The 25,558-nt window shown below is 70.4% G+C and carries 26 protein-coding genes and 1 tRNA gene; 21 read left to right on the top strand and 6 right to left on the bottom strand.

Features of this window, described 5'->3' with window-relative positions; genetic code table 11:
- Positions 1-67 precede the first annotated feature (67 nt).
- Positions 68-2,962, bottom strand: coding sequence for a DEAD/DEAH box helicase (locus tag C475_RS11945; protein WP_006884094.1), 2,895 nt, complete (start codon positions 2,960-2,962; stop codon positions 68-70).
- A 128-nt stretch (positions 2,963-3,090) separates the two neighbouring features.
- Here C475_RS11945 and C475_RS11950 point away from each other — a divergent pair, with 128 nt between their 5' ends.
- From C475_RS11950 to C475_RS11970, 5 genes are all read left to right on the top strand, one after another.
- Positions 3,091-3,348 carry a hypothetical protein gene (locus C475_RS11950; RefSeq protein WP_006884095.1) on the top strand — a complete coding sequence of 86 codons (258 nt, stop codon included), beginning with the start codon at positions 3,091-3,093 and terminating at the stop codon, positions 3,346-3,348.
- Positions 3,349-3,503: 155 nt separating this feature from the next.
- The gene (locus C475_RS11955; RefSeq protein WP_006884096.1) at positions 3,504-4,163 is read left to right on the top strand and encodes a nitrous oxide reductase accessory protein NosL; all 660 of its coding nucleotides are present in this window, start codon (positions 3,504-3,506) and stop codon (positions 4,161-4,163) included.
- Positions 4,164-4,165: 2 nt separating this feature from the next.
- Complete coding sequence (locus C475_RS11960) at positions 4,166-6,058, top strand: NosD domain-containing protein (protein WP_006884097.1); 1,893 nt, start codon at positions 4,166-4,168, stop codon at positions 6,056-6,058.
- Positions 6,051-6,929, top strand: coding sequence for an ABC transporter ATP-binding protein (locus C475_RS11965; RefSeq protein WP_006884098.1), 879 nt, complete (start codon positions 6,051-6,053; stop codon positions 6,927-6,929). The genes C475_RS11960 and C475_RS11965 overlap by 8 nt, the downstream gene beginning before the upstream one ends.
- A complete protein-coding gene (locus tag C475_RS11970) occupies positions 6,922-7,860 on the top strand; it encodes an ABC transporter permease subunit (protein WP_006884099.1) in 939 nt (312 codons plus the stop codon). Before C475_RS11965 ends, C475_RS11970 begins: the two co-directional genes overlap by 8 nt.
- Here C475_RS11970 and C475_RS11975 read toward each other — a convergent pair.
- From C475_RS11975 to C475_RS11985, 3 genes are all read right to left on the bottom strand, one after another.
- The gene (locus tag C475_RS11975; RefSeq protein WP_006884100.1) at positions 7,817-8,209 is read right to left on the bottom strand and encodes a sulfite exporter TauE/SafE family protein; all 393 of its coding nucleotides are present in this window, start codon (positions 8,207-8,209) and stop codon (positions 7,817-7,819) included. The genes C475_RS11970 and C475_RS11975 overlap by 44 nt on opposite strands.
- A complete protein-coding gene (locus C475_RS11980) occupies positions 8,209-8,403 on the bottom strand; it encodes a hypothetical protein (protein WP_006884101.1) in 195 nt (64 codons plus the stop codon). The genes C475_RS11975 and C475_RS11980 overlap by 1 nt, the downstream gene beginning before the upstream one ends.
- An 86-nt stretch (positions 8,404-8,489) precedes the next feature.
- Positions 8,490-9,041, bottom strand: coding sequence for a GNAT family N-acetyltransferase (locus tag C475_RS11985; RefSeq protein WP_006884102.1), 552 nt, complete (start codon positions 9,039-9,041; stop codon positions 8,490-8,492).
- A 104-nt stretch (positions 9,042-9,145) separates the two neighbouring features.
- Between C475_RS11985 and C475_RS11990 the strand changes: the two genes are divergently transcribed.
- From C475_RS11990 to C475_RS12005, 4 genes are all read left to right on the top strand, one after another.
- Positions 9,146-9,445: a DUF5785 family protein gene (locus C475_RS11990; RefSeq protein WP_006884103.1), complete on the top strand. Its 300-nt coding sequence runs from the start codon at positions 9,146-9,148 to the stop codon at positions 9,443-9,445.
- A 166-nt stretch (positions 9,446-9,611) separates the two neighbouring features.
- Positions 9,612-9,794 (top strand): hypothetical protein, encoded by a 183-nt coding sequence (locus C475_RS24385; protein ID WP_006884104.1) that lies wholly within the window; start codon positions 9,612-9,614, stop codon positions 9,792-9,794.
- 121 nt (positions 9,795-9,915) lie between these two features.
- Entirely contained in the window at positions 9,916-10,110 is a 195-nt protein-coding gene (locus C475_RS12000) for a DUF4177 domain-containing protein (RefSeq protein WP_006884105.1), read from the top strand.
- Positions 10,107-11,189, top strand: coding sequence for a hypothetical protein (locus tag C475_RS12005; protein WP_006884106.1), 1,083 nt, complete (start codon positions 10,107-10,109; stop codon positions 11,187-11,189). Before C475_RS12000 ends, C475_RS12005 begins: the two co-directional genes overlap by 4 nt.
- Positions 11,190-11,627: 438 nt before the next feature.
- Here the strand turns inward: C475_RS12005 and C475_RS12010 are convergent.
- A tRNA-Glu gene (locus tag C475_RS12010) sits at positions 11,628-11,702 on the bottom strand.
- A gap of 213 nt (positions 11,703-11,915) precedes the next feature.
- Here C475_RS12010 and C475_RS12015 point away from each other — a divergent pair.
- From C475_RS12015 to C475_RS12040, 6 genes are all read left to right on the top strand, one after another.
- Positions 11,916-12,458, top strand: a complete 543-nt coding sequence (locus C475_RS12015; protein ID WP_049930516.1) for a plastocyanin/azurin family copper-binding protein — start codon at positions 11,916-11,918, stop codon at positions 12,456-12,458.
- Positions 12,459-12,460: 2 nt separating this feature from the next.
- Entirely contained in the window at positions 12,461-14,482 is a 2,022-nt protein-coding gene (gene nosZ / locus C475_RS12020; RefSeq protein ID WP_006884108.1) for a TAT-dependent nitrous-oxide reductase, read from the top strand.
- Positions 14,483-14,588: 106 nt separating this feature from the next.
- Positions 14,589-15,401 carry a hypothetical protein gene (locus tag C475_RS12025; RefSeq protein WP_006884109.1) on the top strand — a complete coding sequence of 271 codons (813 nt, stop codon included), beginning with the start codon at positions 14,589-14,591 and terminating at the stop codon, positions 15,399-15,401.
- Between the two features lie 3 nt (positions 15,402-15,404).
- The gene (gene nosD / locus C475_RS12030) at positions 15,405-16,814 is read left to right on the top strand and encodes a nitrous oxide reductase family maturation protein NosD (RefSeq protein WP_006884110.1); all 1,410 of its coding nucleotides are present in this window, start codon (positions 15,405-15,407) and stop codon (positions 16,812-16,814) included.
- The gene (locus C475_RS12035) at positions 16,798-17,712 is read left to right on the top strand and encodes an ABC transporter ATP-binding protein (RefSeq protein WP_006884111.1); all 915 of its coding nucleotides are present in this window, start codon (positions 16,798-16,800) and stop codon (positions 17,710-17,712) included. Before nosD ends, C475_RS12035 begins: the two co-directional genes overlap by 17 nt.
- Positions 17,709-18,635, top strand: a complete 927-nt coding sequence (locus tag C475_RS12040) for an ABC transporter permease (protein WP_006884112.1) — start codon at positions 17,709-17,711, stop codon at positions 18,633-18,635. Before C475_RS12035 ends, C475_RS12040 begins: the two co-directional genes overlap by 4 nt.
- 190 nt (positions 18,636-18,825) lie before the next feature.
- Here the strand turns inward: C475_RS12040 and sod are convergent, their stop codons facing one another.
- A complete protein-coding gene (gene sod, locus C475_RS12045; protein ID WP_006884113.1) occupies positions 18,826-19,428 on the bottom strand; it encodes a superoxide dismutase in 603 nt (200 codons plus the stop codon).
- A gap of 173 nt (positions 19,429-19,601) precedes the next feature.
- Here sod and C475_RS12050 point away from each other — a divergent pair, with 173 nt between their 5' ends.
- The 6 genes from C475_RS12050 to C475_RS12075 form a co-directional block, all read left to right on the top strand.
- A complete protein-coding gene (locus tag C475_RS12050; RefSeq protein WP_006884114.1) occupies positions 19,602-20,630 on the top strand; it encodes a GDSL-type esterase/lipase family protein in 1,029 nt (342 codons plus the stop codon).
- Positions 20,631-20,704: 74 nt separating this feature from the next.
- Complete coding sequence (gene cyaB, locus C475_RS12055) at positions 20,705-21,283, top strand: class IV adenylate cyclase (RefSeq protein WP_006884115.1); 579 nt, start codon at positions 20,705-20,707, stop codon at positions 21,281-21,283.
- A 60-nt stretch (positions 21,284-21,343) separates the two neighbouring features.
- Positions 21,344-22,546 carry a methionine adenosyltransferase gene (locus tag C475_RS12060; protein ID WP_006884116.1) on the top strand — a complete coding sequence of 401 codons (1,203 nt, stop codon included), beginning with the start codon at positions 21,344-21,346 and terminating at the stop codon, positions 22,544-22,546.
- 78 nt (positions 22,547-22,624) lie between these two features.
- Positions 22,625-23,848 carry a tRNA sulfurtransferase gene (locus C475_RS12065; protein ID WP_006884117.1) on the top strand — a complete coding sequence of 408 codons (1,224 nt, stop codon included), beginning with the start codon at positions 22,625-22,627 and terminating at the stop codon, positions 23,846-23,848.
- Positions 23,849-23,872: 24 nt separating this feature from the next.
- Positions 23,873-24,418: a DUF5804 family protein gene (locus C475_RS12070; RefSeq protein WP_006884118.1), complete on the top strand. Its 546-nt coding sequence runs from the start codon at positions 23,873-23,875 to the stop codon at positions 24,416-24,418.
- Between the two features lie 81 nt (positions 24,419-24,499).
- A partial coding sequence (locus C475_RS12075; protein WP_152436401.1) for a hypothetical protein occupies positions 24,500-25,558 on the top strand: 1,059 nt, incomplete at its 3' end.

Genomic DNA, 25,558 nt, shown 5'->3' on the forward strand with positions numbered 1-25,558 from the left:
CCGACGCCGGCCGGCTCGCAGCCCGTCGGTCCAGCCGACTGCTGTGGCCCCGATCCCCCGGCGACAGTCAGTCCCAGAAGCTCCGCGTGCGGGCGTACTCCCGTTCGCGGCGAAGGATGTCACGATAGAACTCGTCCTCGTCCTCGCGGAGCTTGTTGATGATGCGGGCGGCGTTGCGCGGGCCGACCCCCCGCGCCGCGAGCGCGATCACGGCCCGCTTGCCGTGGCTCTGGACGAGACTCGCCGACTTGTACGCCCGCTCTGTCTGTTTCTCCTGCTCGTCGTCCTTCTCGCTCGCCTTCACGGCCGAGACGACCTCGTCGGCCCACGGATTGAGCGCGGCGATCCGCGTCGACCCACAGTCGGGACACTCGGGCCGGTCCCGGATCCGTTTGACCGGCTTCTTGCGCTTCCAGTCCTGGCAGTGCAGACAGAAGAGGATCATCCGGTCGCTCTGGATCCGCTCGCGGACCGTCTGGATGACGCTCGCGTCGGCGTGGTCCGGCGAGAGCAGTTCCTGGCCGGCGCTGCGCCCGCCGAGCCCGATTGGGGTCCGGTCGCCGAGCAACTCGACCGAGAGGTCGCCCGACTGGACGCGTTCGAGGACCTCAGCCGCGCCGTCGACGTCGAGTTCCTCGTGGAGGATCTCCCGGACGGCCTCGTCGTAGACCGGGGTGTCTTCCAGCGCGTCCATCAAGCGGTCGCGGCCGAAGCGATTGCTGGACCCCCGGCCGCGCCAGCCCTTGAGCGCGCCGAACTTGGTGGCGACCTGTGCGACCTTGAACTTCAGCGAGTCCGCGTTCTTCAGGGATAGTTCGACGAGGTCGGCGACGTGGTCGGGGTCGGTGTCTTCGAGCACGTCCAGCGCGTCGGTCGCCGAGGCGTTCCGGGGTACTTCCAGCTCGATCCGGTAGGGGTCGATCTCCATTCCGACCGAGGATCCGGTGGCCTGCCCGAGCAGCGCCGAGAGCAACCGCCCCAGGGTCTCGTTGATCTTGTGGCCGAAGGCGGCGTTGACGACGAGTTCGCGGCCGCGGAACTCGATCAGGACGGTGTCGTCGGTGGGGATGGGGTGGTCGGTGTCGTAGTCGGTCAGCTGTTCGAGCCCCACCGCGACGGTGTCGGCGTCGCCGTCGTAGCGGGCGGTGAACTCCCGAGCGACCGACTCGACGGGCGCGCCCTGCTGGAGTTGTCGCCCGGCGATCCCGCGCATCTCGCCGACCTCTTGGGCGACCGCGTAGGGGACCGGGATCTCGGATCCGGTCCAGGAGGGCACCTCGCCGCCGGGGTCTTCGACGGGCGAGACGGTCACCACCTCCTCGTCCTCGTCGATCTCGGTGATGCGCCACATCTCGCCTCGCTGGATGAATATCTCCCCGGGCGTCGCGAAGTTGACGACGAACCGCTCGTCGAGAGTGCCCACGTCGCGGCCGCTGGCCACGTCCTCGACGCTGTAGGTCGCCTCGTCGGGGATCATCGAGAGGTTGTGATAGAAGTACTGCCAGGTGCCGCGGCGTTTCTGAAGCTCGTCGAGGCCCTCCTCCAGCCAGACGACCTTGTTGCCCGCGAGTTCGCGGACGACCGACTTGAACTCGGCCTCCGAGAGGTCCCGGAACGGGTATGCTCGGGTGAGGATGTCGTAGGCGCGCATCGCCCGGATGTCGCCGAAGTCCATGACGAGGCCGGCGATCTGGTTGGCGACGGTGTCAAGGCTGCCGTCGTGGATATCGGCGGACTCGACCTCGCCCGAGCGTGCTTTGCGGGCGATGGCGAGCGCTTCGAGGGTGTCGTCGGGGTGAGTCGTGACGACGGTGCCCCGCGACACCTGGTCGCGGCGGTGGCCCGCGCGGCCGACGCGCTGGAGCAGTCGCGTCACCTGTCGCGGGCTGTTGTACTGGATCACGTGGTCGACGTGGCCAACGTCGATGCCCAGTTCCATCGACGACGTACAGAGCAGTCCGTCCAGCTCGCCCGCCTTGAAGTCGTCCTCCACCTCGATGCGCGACTCCTTGGCGAGCGAGCCGTGGTGGACGCCGACGTTCGCGTCGAGTTCCTTGAACCGCGACCCTAACGCTTCGGCGAGCTGGCGCGTGTTGACGAATATCAGCGTCGACTCGTACTCGGAAACCTGGTCGCGGATGTACCGGACGTGACTGGCGAACTCCGGTTCGGTCATCAGCTCGCCGGCCAGCCGCTCGTCCTCGTCGGTTATCGCGGGCGAGCGCACGCGCACGTCGAGGCGACTACCCACGTCGATCTCGACGACCGAACAGCCCCGGTCGCCGGTGAGAAAGCGGCCGACCTCGGCGGGGTCACCGACCGTCGCCGAGAGGCCGATCCGCTGGAAGTCGTCGGCGAGTTCGACCAGCCGTTCGAGGCCGACGGTCATCTGCGCGCCGCGTTTCGAGACGGCGAGTTCGTGGACCTCGTCGACGACGACGTGGTCCACGTCGCTCAGGGCGGTCCGGAGCTTCGAGCCGGTGAGCATCGCCTGCAGGGTCTCGGGCGTCGTCACGAGCACGTCGGGCGGGTCGTTGGCCTGTTTCTGGCGCTGGTAGTCGGTGGTGTCGCCGTGGCGGACCTGCACGTCGAGATCCAGCCGGTCGCCCCACCACTCCAGCCGTTCGCGCATGTCGCGGTTGAGCGCCCGGAGCGGGGTGATGTAGAGGGCGCCGATCCCGAAGCGCGGCTCGTCCGTCCTCGTCAGCTCGTCCAGTACCGGCAGCATCGCCGTCTCGGTCTTGCCGGTCCCGGTCGGCGCGACGACGAGGACGTTCTCGCCGTCGACCAGCGGGGGGACGGCCTCGCGCTGTGGCTCCGTCGGCGTCGTGAACCCCCGCTCGGACAGGGCCTCGCGAACCGCTGACCCGAGCGTCGCGAACGCCGACGGGTCGCCGCCCTCGGCGCCGTCACCCGACCCGCCGGCCGCCCCGGTGTCACCCGTCGCTCCCGCGTCTGTCATCGCCCGTGCTATGCGTTTGAGCCGATTAAGGGCGCCGATCCCCCGGTGTCTCTCGGGGTGCTTGCTCGTCGGCGAGTTGCGAATGCAAGGGGAACCCTGAGACCGATATACCCCCTGTCATTCGCGTGATGCCATCGGAAACTTCGGTCACGCTGTCGGACAGAGGCAAAGAAGTAGTCACCCAGGACAACGAGGTCGTCGGCGAGATAGCCGAAGTCCAGGAGGTCGAGTCGGGATCCAACCGCGTGTTCGTCGAACCGGACTCCGACCTCTCCCAGTCGGCGATGTCGAGACTCGGATGGACCGACCGCCACGAGGAGGGGTACGAACTCGACCCGGATCGGATCGGCGCCGTCTACGAGGACCAGGTCCGACTGGAGCACTGAGGCCGGGCCACCCCGACGACAGCCGGGTGCGACGGAACAGTATTGCCTGTTTCTAACAATATTAACCTATCGCCGGTTCCCGTTCGGGGGCGATCCGAACAGGAGTTAACAGTGGGACGTACGAACTCACGTAGGAGGCCCCATTCGAGCCAACCATGTGCCGACACACCTATCAGTCGGGCGGAGAGCACCCGCAGGGACCGGACGCCTGCAGCGAGCGGGCTCCGGGCGCCGAGGTCGGGGGCGCGCGCTATCGGGTCGACCGGCGGACGCTGCTGGCCGGTGGCGCGGCGACGCTCGCCGCGCTCGCGGGCTGTGGGAGTTCGGATTCCGGCGCGGCGCCCGACGCGGTCGGACTGACGACCGAGGACCGGTGTGAGGTGTGCGGGATGGTGATCCCGAACCACCCAGGCCCGAGCGCCGAGATATTCTACGCCGACGAACGCCCCTCCGGTCACGACAACCCGGCGCGGTTCGACAGCACCTGGGAGGCGTTCCAGTACGACTTCGAGCGCCGGGACAGGGGCTGGAGCCGCGAGGCGTTCTACGTCACCGACTACTCCGCAGTCGACTACTCGGTCACCGAGGAAGGCGGGGACCGGGTCGTCTCCACCTATCCGAAAGCCGACGCGTTCGTCGACGCGGAGTCGGTCACGTTCGTCGTCGGTTCGGACGTCAAGGGCGCGATGGGCAAGGACCTGATCGCTTTCTCGACCGAGAGCGACGCCGAATCGTTCGCCGACGAGTACGGCGGCTCGCTCGCCGGGTTCGACGACGTGAGCCGCGAGACGATCGCACAGCTCGGTCGCGCCTGACGATGGACGTGCGGATCGTCGGGGGACTCGTGCTCGCGATCGTCTTGGTGAGCGGCGGTGCGTTCCTGGTCGGGTCGGGCGCCGAAGAGGTCCGACCGGTCAGCTTCGAGGAGACGCTCCGCGTCGGGATGACCGGGGTCGACGTGCGGACGGCCGAGGCCCGGGGCTACGACCTGCCGCGGGCGCAGGTGTTCTACGGGCAGTACGAGTACGTCGTCGGCTACTACGGCGTCGAGTCGCTCGTCTCGCAACTGGAGAGCGGGACCGCCCGCCGCCAGTTCGGCGATCCGCTGGCGGTCTTCGTGACAGACTTCTCCGGAGCCGGCCCCTCGCTGGTCGACGGCGGCTACGTCGACGTGCGCACCGACCCGGCAGTGGGGTGGGTGCGGGCCGACGAGGCGGTCTACGTCGTCGACAGCGGGGCGCGCACGCCGGCCGGCCCCACGGCGGTCTCGTTCTCCGACCGGGCGGACGCGCGCGCCTTCGCCGAGGCCAACGGCGGCCGGCTGGTGTCGTGGGACGCGCTCCCGGACGCGGTCGAACCGGCCGGCCGAGCGACCGAAGCGGCGTTTCGTGAGGCCGCCGAGAACCGGTCGAACTGGGCCGACCGGACCGTCGATGCCCGGCAGACACTCCGTGAGCGCCGGGTCTCGGTCGTCGTCGGCGAAGACGCCCCGACCCTGGCGGCCGCCGTCGCGGCCGCACCGCCCAACACGGCCGTCGAACTCCCGCCAGGCACCTACGACGCGAACCTGACCGTCGACAAGCCGGTGACGATCCGCGGGTCGGGACCGGAGACGGTCCTCGACGGCGGCGGGAACGGCACCGTTCTGCGGGTCAGTGCCGACCGGGTCGCGGTCACGTCGCTGTCGATCACCGGCGTCGGTTCGGTCGGGTCCCGTCCGCCGCCCGAGGACGCCACGGGGCCCCTCGGGACCACCCTCGTCTACGCCCGGAGCGACGCGGGGATCGCCCTGCTGGACGCGAACGAGTCGCTCGTCGCCGACGTTCGCATCGACACCGCGTCGACGGGGGTCAGCCTCCGCCGGAGCGACCGGTCGGTCGTGCGGAACCTCACGGTCCGGGGGGCCGACACCATCGGCGAGGGGTCGATGGGCGTGTTGCCAATCGCCTCTCGGGTCGTCGTCGAGGACACCGACACCCGCGGCGGCCGCGACGGCGTCTACGTCCACCGCGCCGACGGCAGCGTGATCCGGGACAACCGCATGGTCGGCGGGCGCTACGGCGTCCACGAGATGTACACGTCGGACTTCCTCGTGGCGAACAACACGATCCGGGAGACGAAGGGCGCGGTCGTCCTCATGACGCGGCCGACGAACAACGCCGTCGTGGACAACCGCGCCGTCGACAACCGGGCGGGGGTCATCGCCGTCGGCGACACGTCGCTGTTCGCCGACAACGTGGTGGCGCGCAACCGGATCGGGATCGACCTCGGGTCGACCCGCTCGCTCGTCACCGACAACACCGTCGCCGACAACGGGATCGGCATCCGTTCGGTGACGCTGCTGGCGACCAACGACCTGATCGGCAACGACGTGGTCGGCAACGACCGGCCCGCGGTCGCGTCGAGCGGTCCCGTCAACGTCTGGACGAGCGAGGGGCGCGGCAACTACTGGGGACCGGTCCCGGGGCTCGACCGCGACGGCGACGGGACCGTCGACAGCCCGTTCCGCCCGACCGGCCGCGTCGACGTGGTGGCGAGTCGCGCGCCGGGGGGACCGACGCTCTCGCGGGCGCCGGCGCTGGGACTCCTCCGGGCGGTCGCCGGGAGCGTCCCCGGCCTCCGCGAGGGCGGCGCGATCGACACGGCACCGCGGACCGACCCGGTCCGCCCGGACCGACTGCGGGAGGTGCGAAACCGGACGTATGAATGACGAAGACCGACCGACGACGGAGACGGTACCGGACGACGACGGGTCGAACGAGCGAGGTGACGACGAGTCGGGCGAGCGAGATGGCGAGGAGACCGTCGGGCCGGGAGCCGACGACGGCGGTGCTCGCGGGGCCGACGGCGACGCGCTCGTCGTCGACGGCGTCGCCCGGTCGTTCGGCGACGTGAGCGTCCTCTCGGACGTCTCGTTCGCGGCCGAGCGCGGGACCGTCGCCTGTCTCGTCGGCCCGAACGGATCCGGGAAGACGACGCTCCTGCGGGTGGTCGCCGGCCTGCTCGCGCCGGACGCCGGGTCGGTTTCGCTCCCCGACTCGGGCGACCGCACGGTCGGCTACCTGGCCCAGACGCCGGCGTTCCGCCCGCAGTTCACGCTCGCCGAGACGCTGCGGTTCTACGGTGACCTCGCCGGCGTCGACGTCGACCCGGGCGCGGTGCTGGCGCGGGTCGGGCTCGAAGCGGTCGCCGACCGGCGGGTCGGGGCGCTCTCGGGCGGGATGACACGCCTGTTCGGCATCGCCCAGGCGACGATCGGGGACCCGCCGGTGCTCGTCCTCGACGAACCCTCCAGCGGGCTCGACCCGACGATGACCGAACACGTCGGGTCGGTCGTCCGCGACCTGGCCGACGAGGGACGGACGGTCCTGCTCGCGACGCACGAACTCGGCACCGTCGACCGCGTCGGCGACACCGTCCTCGTCCTCGACGACGGGGCGATCCAGGTCGCCGCCGCGCCCGACGCGCTGCGCCGGGAGACCGGGTCGGAGACGCTCACCCACGCCGTCAACCAGTACATCCACGGCGAGGGCGGCGACCTGACGGTCCGCGCCGGGACCTGGGAGGGCGACGATGAGTGAGCGCGCTACGGCCGACCCCTCGCCGGACGGCGACGCCGCCGAGCGGGACACTACCAATCGGGACACCACCGATCGGGACGCCGTCGACCGAGACGCCGGCGGACGGACGCCCCGCGGCCGACTGCGAGCGCTCCGGGCGGTCGCCCAGCGGGAGTTCGACACCGTGCTCCGAACGCGCGCCTATCTCGCCCTGGCGGTCGCCTACGCGTTCGTCGTGGTCGCGCTCCCGCTGGCGAGCGGCGTCGGCGGCTTCCTCCCGCTCGTGCTCGACCTGTCGACGCCGGTGGAGGTGCTCGTCCCGCTGGTTGCCTTCGGGTTCGGCACCTGGAGCGTCCTCGCGGACGCCCAGAGCGGCGAACTCGAGGTGATACGGACCTACCCGGTCGACCGCTGGACGTACGTCCTCGGGACGTTCGCCGGCCGGGCGGTGGGAGTGCTCGCCGCGGTCCTCGCGCCGCTGGTGGCCCTGGGCCTCTCGGTCCCCCTCCTCCGGGAGCCGTCGACGGCCGTGTTCGTCTCCCACGCGACGGTCGACTCGCCGACCTTCCTCGCGCGGTTCGTCGCGCTGACCGCCGCGTACGCGCTGGTCGCGCTCGCGCTCGCGATGGCCGTCTCGTCGCTCGCCCGCTCGCGCCGTGCGGGCGTCGCGGCCGCCGCGCTGGTCGCGCTCGTGGCCGTCGTCGGCGTCGACGCGCTGGTCGTTCTCGGCCTCGTGCAGGGGGTCCTGAGCGCCGACACGCTCGGCGTCGCGCTCGGCCTCAGTCCGACCGGCGCCTTCCGCGGGCTGGTCCTGTCGACGGCGACCGGCGGGGTCGTCTCGACCGGTCCGCCAGCCGCGAACGTCGCCGCCAGCGTCGTCGGCTTCGCCGGCTGGTTCGCCGTCGGCCTCACCGTCGCCGCGCTGGGCGCGTGGTCACCCGGCGGGCGCTGAGCGCCTCGTCGAGGGTGCGAGCGACCTCCGGACAGCCGCGACAGCAGAAGGCACCGTCCGCGTCGTCGGCGACGGCCGCGACGCCGGCGGCGTCGTACAGCACGGTCCCCAGCGCGCCAATCAGGGCGCCGATCAGCGCGTAACTCGCCGTCCGACCGAGGTTGAACAGCAGGTGCTGGCGGATCTCCGAGAAGCCGACGGGTCCGTCGCCGCCCATCCGGTCGGCGTACAGCGTCACCAGCGGCCCGCACATGCCCAGACAGTGGGCGCCCCCGAGCAGGCCGACGAGCGCGAAGACGGCGAGGCCCGCCTCGCCGCCGGCCGGGGCGGCGGCCTGGAGCGGTGCCATCACCGACCGGTCAGTCGCGCCGGGAGGTACTGCTCGTCGGCCGACCCGAACATGATCCGCACGGCGCCCACGATGAGGACGGTGTTGAGTATCGCCAGCACCGCGACCGGTTCGAGTCCGAGGGCGAACGCCAGCGCCGACGGGATCGCCAGCAGCCCCACCAGCGGGAGCCACGAGACCGGGATCGAATCCATAGATCCCCCTGTCTCCTTCGATCGATTAAATTGGGGGTTGTCGCAGGACAACTGCTCGGGGCCACGAGTCCATCAGGCCCGGCGGCTCAGCCGTCTGACCACTCCTCGCGCAGCAGGCCGTACTGGACCATGTCGCGGTGGGCACCGTCGACGAACATGAACTTACGACGGCGGCCCTCCTCGACGAATCCGAGCGACTCCAGCAACCCGCGAGAGGCGTCGTTGTGGTCGAACGCGCCGGCGCCGACGGCCGGCGTGTCGTACGAGCGAAAGAGGTAGTCGACGACGAGGCCGACGGCTTCGCTCCCGTAGCCCCGGCCGTGGACCGCCGGTATCAACCAGTAGCCGAGTTCGGGCCGGCGGTAGTCTATCCCCTCGGCGGTCGCGGCGCCGATTCGTCGCACGTCGTCCGGGTCGGGCCGGCCGGGTCCGGCGTCCTCGCCGTCGAGACAGACGAGGAATCGGTCGGTCCCCGCCTCCTCCTCCGAGACGTCGATCGCTTCCCGGTTTCGGAGCCGTGCCCCGAGCGGGTACCGGAGTTCGGGGTTCGCACCGGCCCGCTGGAGGAAGGGGACGTCCTCTTGCTCGACGGTCCGGAGGGTGACGCGGTCGCCGCTCGCGATGCGTGCGCCTGGCATGGGAGCGGCGTCGTGGTCGGCCGATAAGGGTCTTGTCCCGGGGTGGGACGGAGTGTCGCGCGGAGAGAGAAATCCTTTTGGCCGATTCGGCCACAGGTTCGGGTATGGACTGGCCGCACGACCCCGACGGAGACGAAGGCAGCGAGGGGCGCCGCAAGTACGGACAAGCGGTGCTCGCCAAGAAGATCGACGAGGGCGAGGACTTCCCGCTCGACCAATCGGAGTTCGTCTCCGAACACGGCGACGAGCCGATCCGCATCGACTACGAGACCGTCGTCAGCGTCTCGGAGATCTTCGAACACGTCGACCAGGCGGAGTTCGAGGACTTCCCGGACTTCCACAAGGCCGTCGGCGCCGGGCTGCGCGAGGCCGACTACTGGCCCTACCGCCTCGAACACGCCTAGAAGGCGGTTCGGACGCGACCGCTCCGTGCCGGCCCGCCACCGCCGATTCGGGCCCGGTGACCGGTGTCTTTTCCCGACCGCCTCGAGTATCCGGCCCCATGTCGGGGAGCGGGGACGCCCCGAGCGACCGCTCGCGCAAACGAGCCGCCCGGAGCCGGCTGAAACTGTGGGTCTTCCTCGTCTGGCCGGCGCGGGCTATCTCTACCCGACGGCGGAGAACGCCATCCGGTCGAGCGACTCCGTCGGCACGCTGTTCCAAGGCTCTCTCACCGCCACGATCACCGGCGGCACGCTCGTGTTGACGCGCAACCAGTTGGTCCTCTCCCAGGGTCTGGGCGCCGTCAAGTGACGGAAGTCGAGTGAGACCGCGACCCCTGACTGGCGACTCGCGGGAGTGACGCTCGCTCGGCCGGCGACCGACGAGCGGTTGCAGGGTCGGGGCTTTTGAGTCGGCCGTTCGACGATGGGGTATGGCCGCGGAACCGGACGCCTGGGAGTACGAGACCCTCGAACCGCCCAGAGGAGAGACCAAGAAGGAAGCCACGGACCCCAAATCCCGGCTGAACGACCTCGGCGCGGAGGGGTGGGAGTTCGTCGAGACCATCGACTACGTCGGCGGCGGGACGAAGCTGCTCGTGTTCAAGCGCCCGGCCGACCAGTCATGAGCGGCGCTCCGGAGGCGGGCGACGACTCCGGGACGGGCCCCGCCGAGTCCGACACCGAGATCGACGCGTCGGCCGACGTGGACATCTCGACGGCGGATACGATGCGCGAGCGGGCCGACGAGAGCCGCCTCAAACTGTGGCTATTGCTGAAGGCGAACAGAGTCCACCTCGCGGGTGCGCTCGCGGTCGTCGTCTTCTGCACCTTCGTGGCGGTCGGGAGCAGCGTCGACGGCTTCGTCGCGACGCTCCAGAGCGGTGATACGAAGGGAGCGCTGTTCTCGACGATGCTCGGGGCGATCATCACCGGGACGACGCTGGTCGTGACGATCAGCCAGCTCGTCATCTCCCAGGAGAACGGGCCGCTGGGCGACCAGCACCGGCGCATGAGCAACACGATGGACTTCCGCGACTACGTGGGGGAGATGTACGACGAACCGACGCCGGTCGACCCCTCGGCGTTCCTGCGCCGGCACGTCCACGAGGTCGAGCGTCGGGCGAAGGCGCTGCGCGAGGCCGTCGCCGGCAGCGGCGACGACGACCTCCGCACCGAGGTCGACGAGTTCACCGACAGCGTGACCGGCAACGCCGAGGCGGTCCGCGAGCAGCTGGCGGGCGCGTCCTTTGGCACCTTCGACGTGCTGTTCGCCGCGCTGAACTTCAACTACGCCTGGAAGATCTTCCAGGTCGAGCGCATCGGTTCGGACCACGAAGCGGCGATCGACGACGAAATCGACGACCGGCTCACCGACCTCCGGACGACCCTGACGATGTTCGGCCCCGCCCGCGAACACGTCAAGACGCTGTACTTCCAGTGGGCGCTCGTCGACCTCTCGCAGTACATCCTCTACGCGTCGGTCCCCGCGCTCGTCGTCACCGGCTCGCTGCTCGCGTTCCTCGGATCCGGACCGATCCCCGGGACGACACTGGGCGTCGAAAACGTCCTCTGGGTCGTCGGGGCCGGCTTCACGGCCTCGCTCGTCCCCTTCCTGTTGCTCGTCGTCTACATCTCCCGGATCGCGGTCGTGGCCAAGCGAACCCTCGCCATCGGCCCGCTCATCCTCCGGGACTCCCAGCGATAGCTTCGAGTTGCGTACTTATCGGCTGTTTCTGATGTTTGTACCGCGGACTGAAGTCGAACGACAGCGACCGCACTTACGGGAGACAGCAAGCGATGAAGCCCTCGGCACGCTCGCGGTCGCTGAGGCGAGATATCCGCGCTCTCCGCACCGCCCACGCGGATAGTGCCCGCTCAGACGACTACACAAGCGCGAGCGCACCTCGCCCTTTCAGTCCACCAGGGACTGGACCGCACAGCACCGCAGCCGGCCACACACCTCCCCAACCGATTCGCTCGCCTTCGGCTCGCTCATCCCTCGCACGATACTGTCACGCGACGAGACGCGCGACAGCGCGCGCCACGGTGGATTGCTACGTCTATCACCTGTACTGAGCATCCGCGCGCCGGAGGCGCCCGAGGCTACCCCTCGTCGAAAACGGTGGTCGCAAAAGGATGGTAGTGCTCCGTCTGGGATTTGAACCCAGGTCATCGGCTCGAAAGGCCGAAATGATTGGCCGGACTACACCAACGGAGCGCACGACGCGTCCGCGTCGTACTCGGGAGATTGAACTCGGGGTATAAAAACTCGTCTCTCTCCGGTCGGTGTGGTGGTGACTCCCGCACACCGCTCGGGGCGGGGTGTCGTCGGGGGTTTATCAGGGGCGGCCGAATCGATTCGCGGCGGTTCCGGCGGGTCGGGAACGCGCTCGACGGTATATGGACGAGAGACCGCCAGCACCGAATGTCGATGACCAGTATCGATCCATCCAGACGGCAGTTGTTACGGGTCACGGGTGCCGCCCTCGCGGGCGGTGCGGTCGCCGGCTGTTCGGCCGCGCCCGGGGAGTCGTCGGACACCGCCGACGGCGGCGGTGGCGGTGGGGACGACGGCGAGAGCAGCGAGTCCACCGGGACGGCCACGTCGGCAGGTGACGGCGGGTCCAGCGGCGAGTGGACCCAGACGAGCACGGTCGAGATGACCGACCAGCTCCTCTACGAACCGGAGCGGATCCAAGTCTCGGCCGGGACGACGGTGACCTTCGAGAACGTCGGCAACGTCGGCCACACCGTCACAGCCTACGGCGATGGGATCCCGGACGGCGCGACGTACTTCGCATCGGGCGGGTTCGAGTCACAGCAGGCGGCCAAGGACGGCTACAGCGACGGACAGGAGGGCAACGTTCCCGCGGGCGAATCGTACGAACACACGTTCGAGACGACGGGCACCTACGAGTACTACTGCATCCCCCACGAGCTGAACGGGATGTCCGGGTTCGTGAAGGTGGTCTAACTATGAGCAACGACGCCAACGACAGCAGCGACGCGGAGTCACTCGTCGAGGAACACGAACAGCGGATCAACGATCTGGTCGCGGACGTGGACGACCCCGCGGAACTCGGTGCGGACGAGGACGACGGCTTCTCGATGCAGCTCGCCGGACTGGAGCTCGACCGCCGGGACTTCATGAAGGCCGGGGCCGCGACCGGTCTCGCGAGCGCTGCCGGCGCGTTCGCGGGCTGCCAGACGGCGCTGCCCGACGGCAAGACGCCCAGCGACAGTGGCGGCGGTGGCGACGGCGGCTCGCAGGGCGCGTCGGCGAGCCACGGCCACTTCGTCCCACCGGGCGAGAAAGACGAGTACTACGGCTTCTGGTCGGGCGGCCACTCCGGGGAGATCCGCGTCATCGGCATCCCGTCGATGCGCGAACTCCAGCGGATCCCCGTGTTCAACACCGAGCCCGCGCGCGGCTACGGCTTCGACGACCAGTCCTCGGAGATGCTCGAACAGGCCGGCGACTACACCTGGGGCGACAACCACCACCCGAACCTCTCGGAGACGGACGGCGACTACGACGGCGAGTACCTCTACGTCAACGACAAGGCCAACGGCCGCATCGCCCGTGTCAACCTGAAGTACTTCGAGACGGACGCCATCGTGGACGTGCCGAACGTCCAGTGTATCCACGGCACGACGGTCCTCTCGCCGGACACGAAGTACGTGCTGGGCAACGGGGAGTTCCGCGCGCCGCTCCCCAACGACGGCCGGGACGTGAACAACCCCGAGGAGTACACGGCGCTGTTCTCCGCGGTCGACCCTGAGTCGATGGAGACGGCCTGGCAGGTGAAAGTCGACGGCAACCTCGACATCGTCGACACCGGCAAGGAGGGCCGGTGGGCCATCTCGTCGTGTTACAACAGCGAGGAGGCCACCGAGATCCAGGGGATGACCCGCGACGACCGCGACTACGCGAAGGTCTTCGACATCCCCGCCATCGAGCAGGCCGTCGAGAACGGGAACTACGAGGAGGTCAACGGCGTCCCGGTCGTCGACGGCACGCGCGAGAGCGACCTGAACTCCGGCGACGAGCCGCTCGTCCGTTACATCTCGACGCCGAAGTCGCCCCACTGCGTCGAGGTCGGCCCCGACGGCAAGTACGCCTTCATCGCGGGCAAGCTCTCGCCGACGGTGACGATGCTCGACCTCGATAAGATCGGTGAGGTCGACGACCCCGCCGACGCGGTGGCGGGTCGCCCGAAGGTCGGGCTGGGGCCGCTGCACACGACCTTCGACGGCAACGGCCACGCCTACACGAGCCTGTTCATCGACTCGCAGGTCGCCAAGTGGGACATCGAGGAGGCGGCGAACGCCGAGCTCGGATCGTCCGATCCCGTCATCGAGAAACAGGACGTGCATTACAACCCCGGCCACATTCAGGCGCTGGAGGCGATGACGACCGACCCCGACGGGGAGTGGCTCATCTCGCTGAACAAGCTCTCGAAGGACCGGTTCCTGCCGGTCGGGCCGATCCATCCGGACAACGACCAGCTGATCCACATCGGCGACGGCGAGAAGGAGATGGAGATCGTCGCCGACCACCCGGCCTACCCCGAACCGCACGACTGCGTCTTCGCCCACCGGGACAAGATCAACCCCGCGACGACGTGGGACAAGGCCGACTACGAGGGCGAGAAGCCGTTCGTCACCGCCGAGAACTCCGGCGTCGAGCGGACCGGCGAGAACTCCGTCCACGTCAAGGCGTCCTCGAAGCGCTCGGAGTACGGCATGTACGACTTCACCGTCCAGGAGGGCGACGAAGTCCGCCTGACGGTGACGAACGTCGAGGGCGTCCGCGACATCATCCACGGCGTCGCCATCCCCGAACACGACGTGAACCTCGCCGTCGCGCCCCAGGACACCCGCGAGGTCACGTTCACGGCCGACGATCCGGGCGTCTACTGGATCTACTGTACGTACTTCTGTAGCGCCCTGCACCTGGAGATGCGCTCGCGGATGATCGTCGAACCGAGCGAGTGACCGACGCGTCGGCCCGACTGCTCCCGGGGTTCTCCGATTTCGACCACGCATCGCACGCGAACTACCCACGACCCACGAACCGACCCACGATACCGCGGTGACACCCATGAACTACGAACCACCCGACCTCCGCGAGTTCGCGCAACTGCGGCGGGGCCTGCCGGTCGTCGCAGCGCTGTTGCTCGTGGCCGCACCGATCCTGCCGATGTGGCACATCGCCGTCGACGCTGTCCAGTACCCGGACACGACGCTGCACCTGCACCTGCACGCCTACCCGTTCATCGGCGGGGACTACGAGGAGATGGCGGCGCTGAACCACTACATCGGCTTTTACTACCCGGATCCGGGCATCTGGCAGCCCAACTACGCCCCCCATCCCTACGCCGTCGACGTGCCGGAGTGGTCGCTCGGCCCGTTCGCGTTCGGCGCGCTCGCGACCCTCGGGCTGTTCGTCGCCCTGGCGCCCGATACGGACCGCCTGAAGAGGGGGTTGACCTACCAGTTCGTCGGCTCGGTCGCCGTGCTGACGGTGATGCTCGCGGACATCCAGTACCGGCTCTACCAGGCCGGCCACACCCTCGACCCGGACGCCCCCGTCATGGGCGTCGAGGGGTTCACCCCGCCGCTGTGGGGCAGCTACGAGGTGGCGAACATCACCAGCCACTCCCGGTTCGGCGCGGGCGCCTACGTCACCGGGATCGCCATCGGCCTGCTCGCGGTCGCGTTCTACTACCGCGACGCGGCGGCGACGGTCGGCGACCTGCCCGGTCGGGTCGCCGGGCGGATCGACGGCGCCCGCGAGTGGCTCGACGAGCACACCGTCGGCGACGACGAGTGGACGGACGACGACGAGGGGCGGAGTCGTGACGAACGAGACCGCGACGACCGGTCCGGACCGGGACCCAGCGGGGGTGACTGACCCGTGGGACGACCGTCCGCAGACGCGGCGCTGGCCGCCGTCGCGGCCGCGATCCTGGTCGCGGCCGCCGGGACGGTCGTCGCCCTCCCGACCGACGCCGCGCCGACCGGCGACGATGTCGCCTTCGACGCGGGCGTCCCCGAGAGCTACGACTTCGCGGCGACCGACGAACCCGGCGTCGCGACCGTCGACGGCGAGGCGTTCGACGCGCTCGGGGCGGCGCTCGCTGCGGCCGAGCCGGGCGACACCGTCGAACTCCTGGGGCGGTTCGACCCCCAGGCGACGGTCGTCGTCGAGACGCCGAACGTGACGATCCGGAGGGCCGCCGACTCGGACGCCGGGAGCGGTGGGTCGCTCCCGGTGATCGACGGCGCCGGCGAGGGCGACGTGCTCGCGCTGAACGCCACGGGGGTCACCGTCGACGGCGTGTGGGTCCGCAACTCCGGCTACGCGACCGAGGGCAACGACGCCGCCGTGTGGGTCGACGGCGCGGGTGTCACCGTGCGCGACAGCCGGATCACGGACGCGACCTTCGGGGTCTGGGTCGACAGCGTCGCCGACGCCCGACTCGTCGACAACACGGTCGTCGGTCGCGACGAGATCCCCTCGCGGACCGACCGCGGCAACGGCATCCAGCTGTACGAGGCCGTCGACGCCTCCGTGGTCGACAACCGGATCACCGACGCCCGCGACGGCATCTACTACTCGTGGGCGGAAGGCGTCGAGGCGCACAACAACACGCTGTGGGACCTCCGCTACGGCGTCCACTACATGTACTCCAACGACTGCCGGCTGGTGAACAACACCGCCGTCGGCAACGACGCCGGCTACGCCCTGATGCTCTCGGAGGGCCTGGAGATCCTGGGCAACACCGCCGTGAACAACACCGGCCAGAGCGGGCACGGCATCCTGCTCAAGAGCATCGACCACACGACCGTCCGGGACAACCACGTCGTCGGCAACGACAACGGCCTGTTCGTCTACAACTCCCTGGACAACGAGATCGTCCGTAACCTCGTCGCCGGCAACGGCGCGGGCGTCCACCTCTCGGCGGGGAGCGTCCGCGAGTCGGTCCATCACAACACCTTCGCCCGCAACCGCGTGCAGGTGCGCGCCGACGTGAACTCTCAGGTCGCCTGGAACGAGTCGGCTGGCAACTACTGGGCCGGCGCGGGCGCCCGCGACGTGGACGGCGACGGCGTGAGCGAGACCCGCTATCGCCCGGCCGGCATGGTCCAGCACCTCACCGGCCAGCACCCGAGGGCGAGCGCGTTCACAGGGAGCCCCGCCTTCGAGGTCGTCCGCCTCGCCGAGCGCACGCTGCCGGCGGTCGAGGCGCCCGGCGTCGTCGACCACAGGCCGCTCGCCGAGCCGCCACACGACTGGAGGGACTACTATGATCGAAGTCACTGACGCACGCAAGCGGTACGGCACAGTCGACGCGCTGGACGGCGTCTCGCTGTCGGTGCGGTCGGGCGCATCGCTCGGCCTGGTCGGCACGAACGGCGCGGGCAAGACCACGCTGTTCCGCCTGCTCGTCGGCCACGAGACCCCCGACGCGGGGAGCGTCCGCGTCGCGGGCGTCGACCCGACCGACGGCACCCGCGTCCGCGAGCGGGTCGGCTACCTGCCCGAGGACGCGGGTTTCCAGCCGGCGCTGACCGGCGAGGAGGTGCTGGGCTACTACGCCGACATGCGCGGCGTCGAGGCGCCGCGGGTCGAGACGCTGCTGTCGGTCGTCGGCCTCCCCGGGGCGGGCGACCGCCCGGTCGGCGGCTACTCCAACGGGATGAACCGCCGGCTCGGCCTCGCGGTGGCGCTCCTCGGAGATCCGGACGTGCTCCTGCTGGACGAGCCGACCGCGGGGCTGGATCCGGCCGGCGTCGACGCGTTCAACCGCGTCGTCGAGCGCGTCCGCGACGAACGGGCGGTGACGGTCGTCCTCAGCACGCACGTCCTCAGCGAGGTCGAGGCCCTGTGCGACCGCGTCGCCGTCCTCGACGACGGGACGCTCCGGACGGTCGGCACCGTCGACGAGGTGACTCGCTCGGCCGGCGACGAGGTGACCGTCACCGCGCGCTACGAGGATTCGGAAGCGGTCGCGGCCGCTACGGAGGCGGTCCGCGAGGCGCTCGCAGACCCGGACGTGTCGGCGGGGGAGCGGACGCTCGAACTCGCGGTCGAGTCGGTCGCGGTGACCGACGCGCTCGGCGCCGTCGTCGAGACCGACCCGGAGTCGGTGAGCGTCGACGAGCCCGACCTGGAGGCGGCGGTCCGCGAGGCCGTCGCGCCCGGAGGTGAACGCCGATGAGCGGCGAGACTCGCGACGGGACGGGGACCGACGCCGGCGACGGTGCCGGGTGCGACGGCCCACGGCCCGACGGCGGCGCGACCGCACACGCGACGCCGGCCGCGAGCGAAACGCGCTCGGCCAGCCGTGCGCGACAGGTGCTCGGCGTCGCCCGTCGGGAGTATCGCGTGCTCTCGCGAGCGCGCTGGACGTACGGGCTGGCGGCGCTGTTCGGCGCGTTCTCGCTGACGGTCGTCGGTCTGGCGGGGACGGCGACCGGTCCGACCGGCGCCGGCGCGCTGCTGGTGACGCTCGCGGAGCTGTCGGTGTATCTCGTCCCGCTGGCGGCGCTCGCGCTCGGGTACGGGACGGTCGTCGGCGCCGACGAGCGCGGGACGCTCGAACTGCTCATGTCCGTGCCGCTCGGCCGGACCGAGCTGCTGGTCGGCAAGTACCTCGGCCGCGCGGCGACGCTCGCCGTCGGGACGGCGCTCGGACTCGGCGCGGGGGCGGTGGTCGTCCTCGTGCGCTTCGGCCCGGCGGTCCTGCCGGCGTACCTGCACTACCTGCTGACCGCCGTAGTCGTCGGCGCCGCCTTCCTGGCGCTGGGCGTCTGCGTCTCCGCGGCGACGACCGAGAAGGCGCGCGCGCTCGGCGGCGCGCTGCTCGCGTGGGTCTGGTTCGTCCTCGTCTACGACCTGGCCGCGCTGGGCGTCGTCGTCGCCCTCGACCCGCCGGGCTGGCTCCTCTCGGCGCTGGTCGTCGCCAACCCGGCCGACGTGCTCAGGCTGGTCGTCCTCTCGCTGGTGCCGACGAGCGGTGGTGGCGCCGGCGCCGCCCTCGCGACCACGGCCGTCCCGACGGCCGCGCTCGCGGTCGGACTGGGACTCTGGGTCGTCGCGCCGCTCGCCGTCGGCGGGCGCCTGCTCGACCGACGGGCGTGAACGGGCGCCGCTCATCGTCTTCGGAGACTTCGCCGGGTCGTCGGCGATCGGTTCGGACGAACGCGACAGCCCACGAAGGCCGGGGATCGATGCCCACCGATCCGGCCGGAGTCGGGACGGTTCGTGCGGTCGGGAACGGTCCGTGGAGCCGCGCTCGGTCCGCCGCCCGACGGTCGGTGCGGCTACGGTCTCACTCGAAGCGCTCGACGGCCTCGGCGTAGCGCTCGGACGGCTCGTCCCAGTCGACGACCTCGAAGAAGGCGTCGACGAAGTCGCCGCGGGCGGGCCCGTAGTCGTAGTAGTAGGAGTGTTCCCACACGTCCAGCGCGAGGACCGGGTGGCCGCCCCAGATCGCGCCCTGGTCGTGCTTGTCGACGACGACGTTGCGCAGGCGCTCGCTGAAGCTGTCGTAGACGAGCAACGCCCAGCCCGAGGCGTCGCTCGCGGCGGCCTCGAACTCGGCCTTCCAGGCCTCGTAGGAGCCGAAGTCGTCCTCGATGCGCTCGCGGAGGTCGCCCTCGGGCTCCGCTCCGCCCTCGGGGCTCATGTTCTGCCAGAACAGCGAGTGCAGGATGTGCCCCGAGGAGTTGTGCGTGACCGAGCGGATGGCGCCGGCCGAGCCGTCGGTGTCGCCGTCCTCGCGGTTGTCTTCGAGGGTGTCCTCGGCGGCGTTCCAGCCGTCGACGTAGCCCTGATGGTGGGTGTCGTGGTGCCAGGTGAGCACCTGTTCGCTCACGTGCGGTTCCAGCGCGTCGGCGTCGTACGGCAGCGGGTCGAGTTCGTAGTTCGACATGCAACAGAGGGCAAGGACGCAACCGCCTTGAGGCTAATCTGAAACCGATTTCCGTTGGCTATCCGAACAGTTTGCGGGTCGACAGGTACGCGCCGCGGCGGAGCCGACTCCCGGCACGGCGCGCCGCGACCGGAACGGTTTCGGCCCTGCTGGCGACAGGTGGCGTATTCACGATGACTCCGGGAGACGACTACTCGTCGGTGGCGCTGCACGACGTGGCCGAACTGGCCGACCCCGACTGGACCGACGCGGGTGACGAACTTCGACGGGTGCCGAGCGCCGTCGCGGCGAACCTCAACGTGGCCGCGCGCGACCGGATCCGACACCCCGCCGGGAGCGAGATACGGTTCGTCCCCAGAGGTACCGAGACGGTTCGGGTGACGCTCTCGGCGGCCGCGGAGACCGTCGTCCGCCCGTTCTGGGGGAGTTTCCAGGGCGAGGACGTGCTGGAACTCGGTCCGGAACCCGCGGTGTTCGAGCTGTCGGTCCCCGAACCGCTGACCGACCTGAGTCCCGACGCCGCGGTCGAGGCAGCGAGCGCGTTCGACCCGTGGGTCTGTCGACTCCGGTTCGAACCCTGGGCACCGGTCGCCCTCCACGAGGTGGCCGGCGAGTGCCGCCCGCCGGCGGACGCGGAGACGCCGGACCGCCGATATCTCGCCTACGGCACCTCGATCACGGAGGGTGCGGCGGCGTCGGCGACGCACCTGAACTACGTCTCGCGCGTGGCCAGGAATCTCGATCTGGACCCGGTGAACCTCGGGATGTCGGGGGCGGCCTACTGCGAGCCGGCGGTCGCCGACCACATCGCGCAACGGGACGACTGGGACGTGGCGACCCTCGCCCTGTCGGTCAACATGGCCAACCGCGGGTTCACCGTCGCGCAGTTTCGCGAGCGCGCAGACTACCTCGTCGAGAGGGTGGCGGGGGCGAACCCCGACCGTCCGGTCGTCTGCGCGACGCTGTTCCCGTACCACGCCGACCTCCGGGAGAGCGGGGACGGGGAACGGGCGCGGGCCTACCGCGAGGCGCTCGAATCGGTCGTCGCAGGCTGTGACTCCGGGAACGTCTCCGTCGTCGACGGACGCGCGCTGTCGTCGGCCGACGGCCTGACGACGGACCTGCTCCACCCGGGCGACGCCGGGATGGCGTCCATCGCCGACGGGCTCTGTGCGCGAGTGGGCGACGCCCTCGACGGCTGATCGGACCCACGAGCGCGGCGGCCGACCGGACGGAGAGCGGCGCGCTTTTGCCGTCGAGACGAGTTCGACCGTCCATGTACGAGGTCGAAGTCAAGGTCCGCGCGGACCACGAGACCGTCGAGTCGGCGCTCGACGGCGCGGGCGCCGAGTTCGTCGACAGCGTCATCCAGGAAGACACCTACTACGACGCGCCCCACCGGAACTTCGCCGAGACCGACGAGGCGCTCCGGATCCGCCGGGAACGCGAGCCGGAGGCGCCGGGGGACGCCGAGGCCGAAGACGGGACCGAGACGACGAAGATCACCTACAAGGGGCCGCTACTGGAGGCCGAGTCAAAGTCCCGAGAGGAACACGAGACGAGCGTCGCCGACCGCGAGGCGGTCGTGGGGATATTCGACGGCCTCGGCTTCGAACCGGCCGCGACCGTCCGGAAGGAGCGGGCGCACTACCGCCTCGACGGCTACACGGTCACGCTCGACAGCGTCGACGGCCTGGGCGAGTTCGTCGAGGTCGAGACCGAAACCGAGGACGACGACATCGAGGCCGCGCGCGAGGGCGCTCGCGCCGTCCTCGACGACCTCGGCCTCGACCCCACCGAACAGATCCGCACCTCCTACCTCGGCCTGCTGCTCGCCGATGATGCGAGCGAGTAATTAGATCGGACGTTTCGGTTTCCGCAAGTTATACGGGTGGGGGTATCCAACGCGGAGACAATGACCAACAGGAACGTTAGCGTCCAGCCGGCGGCCGGTCGGGCCGTCGAGGACCAGGAAGTGGAGATCGTCGAGCGGAAGGGGCTGGGCCACCCCGACTCGATCTGCGACGGGATCGCCGAGGCTGTCTCCCAGGCGCTCGCGCAGACGTATCTCGACCGCGTCGGGAAAGTGCTGCACTACAATACCGACGAGACCCAGCTGGTCGCGGGCAACGCGGCGCCCGCGTTCGGCGGCGGCGAGGTCCAGGAGCCCATCTATCTGCTCATCGTCGGCCGCGCGACCAAGGAGTACGAGGGGACGAAGATCCCCGCCGAGACCATCGCGCTGGAGGCCGCTCGCGACTACCTGCAGGCGAACTTCCCGCATCTGGACGTGGGGACGGACGTGATCGTCGACGTTCGACTCGGCGAAGGCAGCGGCGACCTCCAGACGGTCTTCGGCGAGGAGGGCACCGTTCCGATGGCCAACGACACGAGCTACGGCGTCGGCCACGCCCCGCTCTCCGAGACCGAGGAGATCGTCCTGAACGTCGAGCGCCGGCTCAACGGCGAGTACAGCGACGACAACCCCGCGGTCGGCCAGGACATCAAGGTCATGGGCAAGCGCGAGGGCGACCGGATCGACGTGACCGTCGCCGCGGCCGCGGTCGACGCCCACGTCGACGGGCTGGACGAGTACCGCGAGGTCGTCGCCGGCGTCCGCGAGTTCGTCGGCGAGGTCGCCGGCGAGTACACCGACCGCGAGGTGACGGTCCACGTCAACACCGCCGACGACTACGACGACGGCGCGATCTACCTCACGACCACCGGAACCTCCGCCGAGCAAGGCGACGACGGGTCGGTCGGCCGAGGCAACCGCGCCAACGGCCTCATCACGCCGAACCGGCCGATGAGCATGGAGGCCACCAGCGGCAAGAACCCGGTCAACCACATCGGAAAGATCTACAACCTCCTCTCGACGGAGATCGCTCAGTCGGTCGTCGCCGAGGTCGACGGCATCCGTCAGCTCCAACTGCGCCTGCTCAGCCAGATCGGCAGTCCCATCGACGAACCCCACGTCGCCGACGCGACGCTGATCACCGAGGACGGCGTCTCCGTCGCCGACATCGAGGACGAGGTCGCCGCCGCCATCGACGAGGAACTCGCGAACGTGACCGACATCACCCGGCGGGTCATCGACGGCGAGCTCTCGACGTTCTGAGCGGACGCTCCCGGTCGACCTCGCTCTCCCGGCCGCCGTACGAAGCCTGTTTATACGAGGGGTCGTCAACGGGTAGCCATGCACCCGCCGGGCGCCGACGTGGTTGTGGTCCGCCACGGCGAGATCGGGACCAAGAGCGAGCACGTCGGCGCGAAGATGGAGCGTCGGCTCCGCGAGAACCTCGCCGCCGTCCTCGAGGACCGCGGCGTCGACGCCGAGATCGAACAGCGCCGCTTCCGCCTGCGGCTCCACACCGACGAGCCCGAGGCCGCGACCGCCGCGGCCGCCGACACCTTCGGCGTCGTCTCGGCCAGCCCGGCCGTCCGCGTCGAACCGACGCTCGACGCCATCCGACAGGGACTCGCCGACGCGGCCCGCGCGGGCTACGACGGCGGGAGTTTCGCCGTCTCTGCCCGCCGCGCGGGCGTGGAGTCCGCCCATCCGTTCTCCAGCACCGACATCGAACGCGAGGGTGGCAGCGCCGTCTGGGGCGCCGCCGAGGAGACGGGAGTCGAACCCGAAGTCGACCTCGACGACCCGGACACCGACTTGTTCGTCGACTGCCGGGAGGACGACGCGCTGGTCTTCCTCGAAAAGCGACCCGGTCCGGGCGGGCTCCCGCTCGGGACGCAGGACCCCGTCGTCGCGCTGATGAGCGGCGGGATCGACTCGCCCGTCGCGGCGTGGGAACTGATGAAACGCGGCGCGCCCGTGATCCCCGTCTACGTCGACCTGGGCGACTACGGCGGCGTCGACCACCGGGCACGGGCGGTCTCGACGACCGAAACGCTCGCGCGGTACGCCCCCGATCGGGACATGCGCCTCCGGATCGCTCCGGCTGGCGACGCCGTGGCGGCGATCGCCGAGACCGTCGACGTGGGGCGCATGCTCGTCCTCCGCCGGTTCATGTTCCGCGTCGCCGCGGCCGTCGCCGACGACCACGACGCGGTCGGAATCGTCACGGGCGAAGCCATCGGCCAGAAGTCGAGTCAGACGACGGCCAACCTCGCGGTCACGAGCGCCGCCGTTGCCCTGCCCGTCCACCGGCCGCTGTTGACCGTCGACAAGACCGATATCACGGCGCGAGCCGACGAGATCGGGACGTTCGGCGAGTCGACGATCCCGGCCGGCTGTGAGCGGCTCGCGCCCGACTACCCCGAGACCCGCGGTCGGCTGGGCGCCATCGAGGAACGGGAGCCCGACGACGTACGCGAGCGGGCGCGGGCGGTGGCCGACCGCCTCGAAGTCGTCGACGCCGGCGACGGCGCCGCGGAGGACCCCGCGGAAGGCGAAACCGCTTAGGGGCGCCCGCGTCTCCGGGTCACCATGACGCGGGTGTGCCTGGTCGGCGCCGACGACGTGAACCTCCGCTACGAGCTGCTCTCCCGCGAGACGGCTCGGGACGCCCTGGCCACCTACGACCTGCGGGAACCCTTCGAGAACGCCGTCGGACTGGAGACCGTGAGCCTCGGCGCCGCGGTCGCGCTGCTGAACGACCTCAACTGGTACCTCGTCCGGTTCGTCGACGAGGCGATGGTGCTCGAACCGAGCGTCAGCGAGAGCGAGTGGCTCTCCCGCGAGCTGGCGACCGCGGTCCGCGACGACGCCGTCGGCCCCGACGAACTCGCCCGCTTCCTGAAGATCTACGGCCTCGAACCCGCGAGCGCCGACGACCCCGACGGGTCGGACCCCGACGGAGCCGAACGCGGCGACGCGCCGGCGGGCGACGACGGCGCCGACTCCACCGGACCGAAACGACTCGTCGAACCGATGTACGTCACGCGGACCGGTGGAGCGGTCCCCGACTACGACCTCCGGGAGGTCGAGGAGACGGTCGTCGAACGCGTGACGGAATCGGAGTTCGGCGCCTGAGGCGGGCGCGTTCGACCGGCGACCCGCTCCCGGGTCGTGCCGCCAGCAGATTTATGCGACAGCCTGGCACACACCGCTAGTGTGTCATCGTCCCGATCGGTCGCCGGGGTCGTGCTGGTTCTCGTGCTCGCGGTCGCGAGCGTCCTCACGGGACCGGTCGGTGGCGTTCGAGCGAGCGCCGAGTTCGACGACGGCCGCTGGGCGGTCGGGTCGGAACGCCCAGGGTCGGTGACGGGCAACGAGACCGCGCCGGCGGTCGTCCAGAACGTTACCTACCGGCGGGTGCCGAACGCGTCGGGGACGATCCTGGCGACCCAGCGCTACCGGGTCCGGGGGAACGTCTCGGCGCTGGTCGTCTACAACTACACTCGGGGGCGGGTGGTCAACGCGAGCGGGTTCGCGGCCCGGCCCAACGGTCGCTGGGCCTGGGACGGGAACACGACCGACCCGTCGGTGAGTCTCAGGGTCACGGTCAACCGGTCGAGTCGGCGGTTCGGCGGCCTCCGCTGGGTCGACACCGGCGACTGGGCGCTCGCGAACCCGCGGACCGACTTCGCCTACCGCGACGCGGCCCTCGACCGCTGGGTCTACTCCTGGCAGGCGAACGCCCGGATCGACCGGCGGACCCGCGTCGGGGCCGACCATCGCGGATTCGCCGGCCCGTCGATCGTCTACCTCGGTGGGTTCGAGGCGTCGACGACCAACGCGACCGCCCAGCGGATCAGGCTCGTCCGTCCGACGACCGCGGACCTGGCGGACGACCCCGAGCGCGTCCTCCGGGTGCTGTCGGTCGCCTCGGACCAGCTCCGCGTCGGCGCGCGCGACTCGGTGGTCAACGCCTTCGCGGGGCCGCGGCCGCTGCGCCACGGGGGGACCACCGCGCTCGGAGACGGCGACCGCCAGGACTTCTGGGTGTCGGCCGGCTCCGACGCGGCCGCGCCGCCAAACACCTGGATCCACGAGTACGTCCACACGCGTCAGTCGTTCGTCCTCGGCGACGAGATGGCCTGGTTCCGGGAGGCGAGCGCGAGCTACTACGCCGCCGTCGTCTCGGTGCGAACCCCGCCGAACCGGCCCGGCGAGTTCGAACGGCTCCGGGGGACCCTCGGGGACGAGCGCGGCGCGAACGCGACGCTCACC

The organism is Halosimplex carlsbadense 2-9-1, assembly GCF_000337455.1.
Taxonomy (GTDB): Archaea; Halobacteriota; Halobacteria; order Halobacteriales; family Haloarculaceae; genus Halosimplex; species Halosimplex carlsbadense.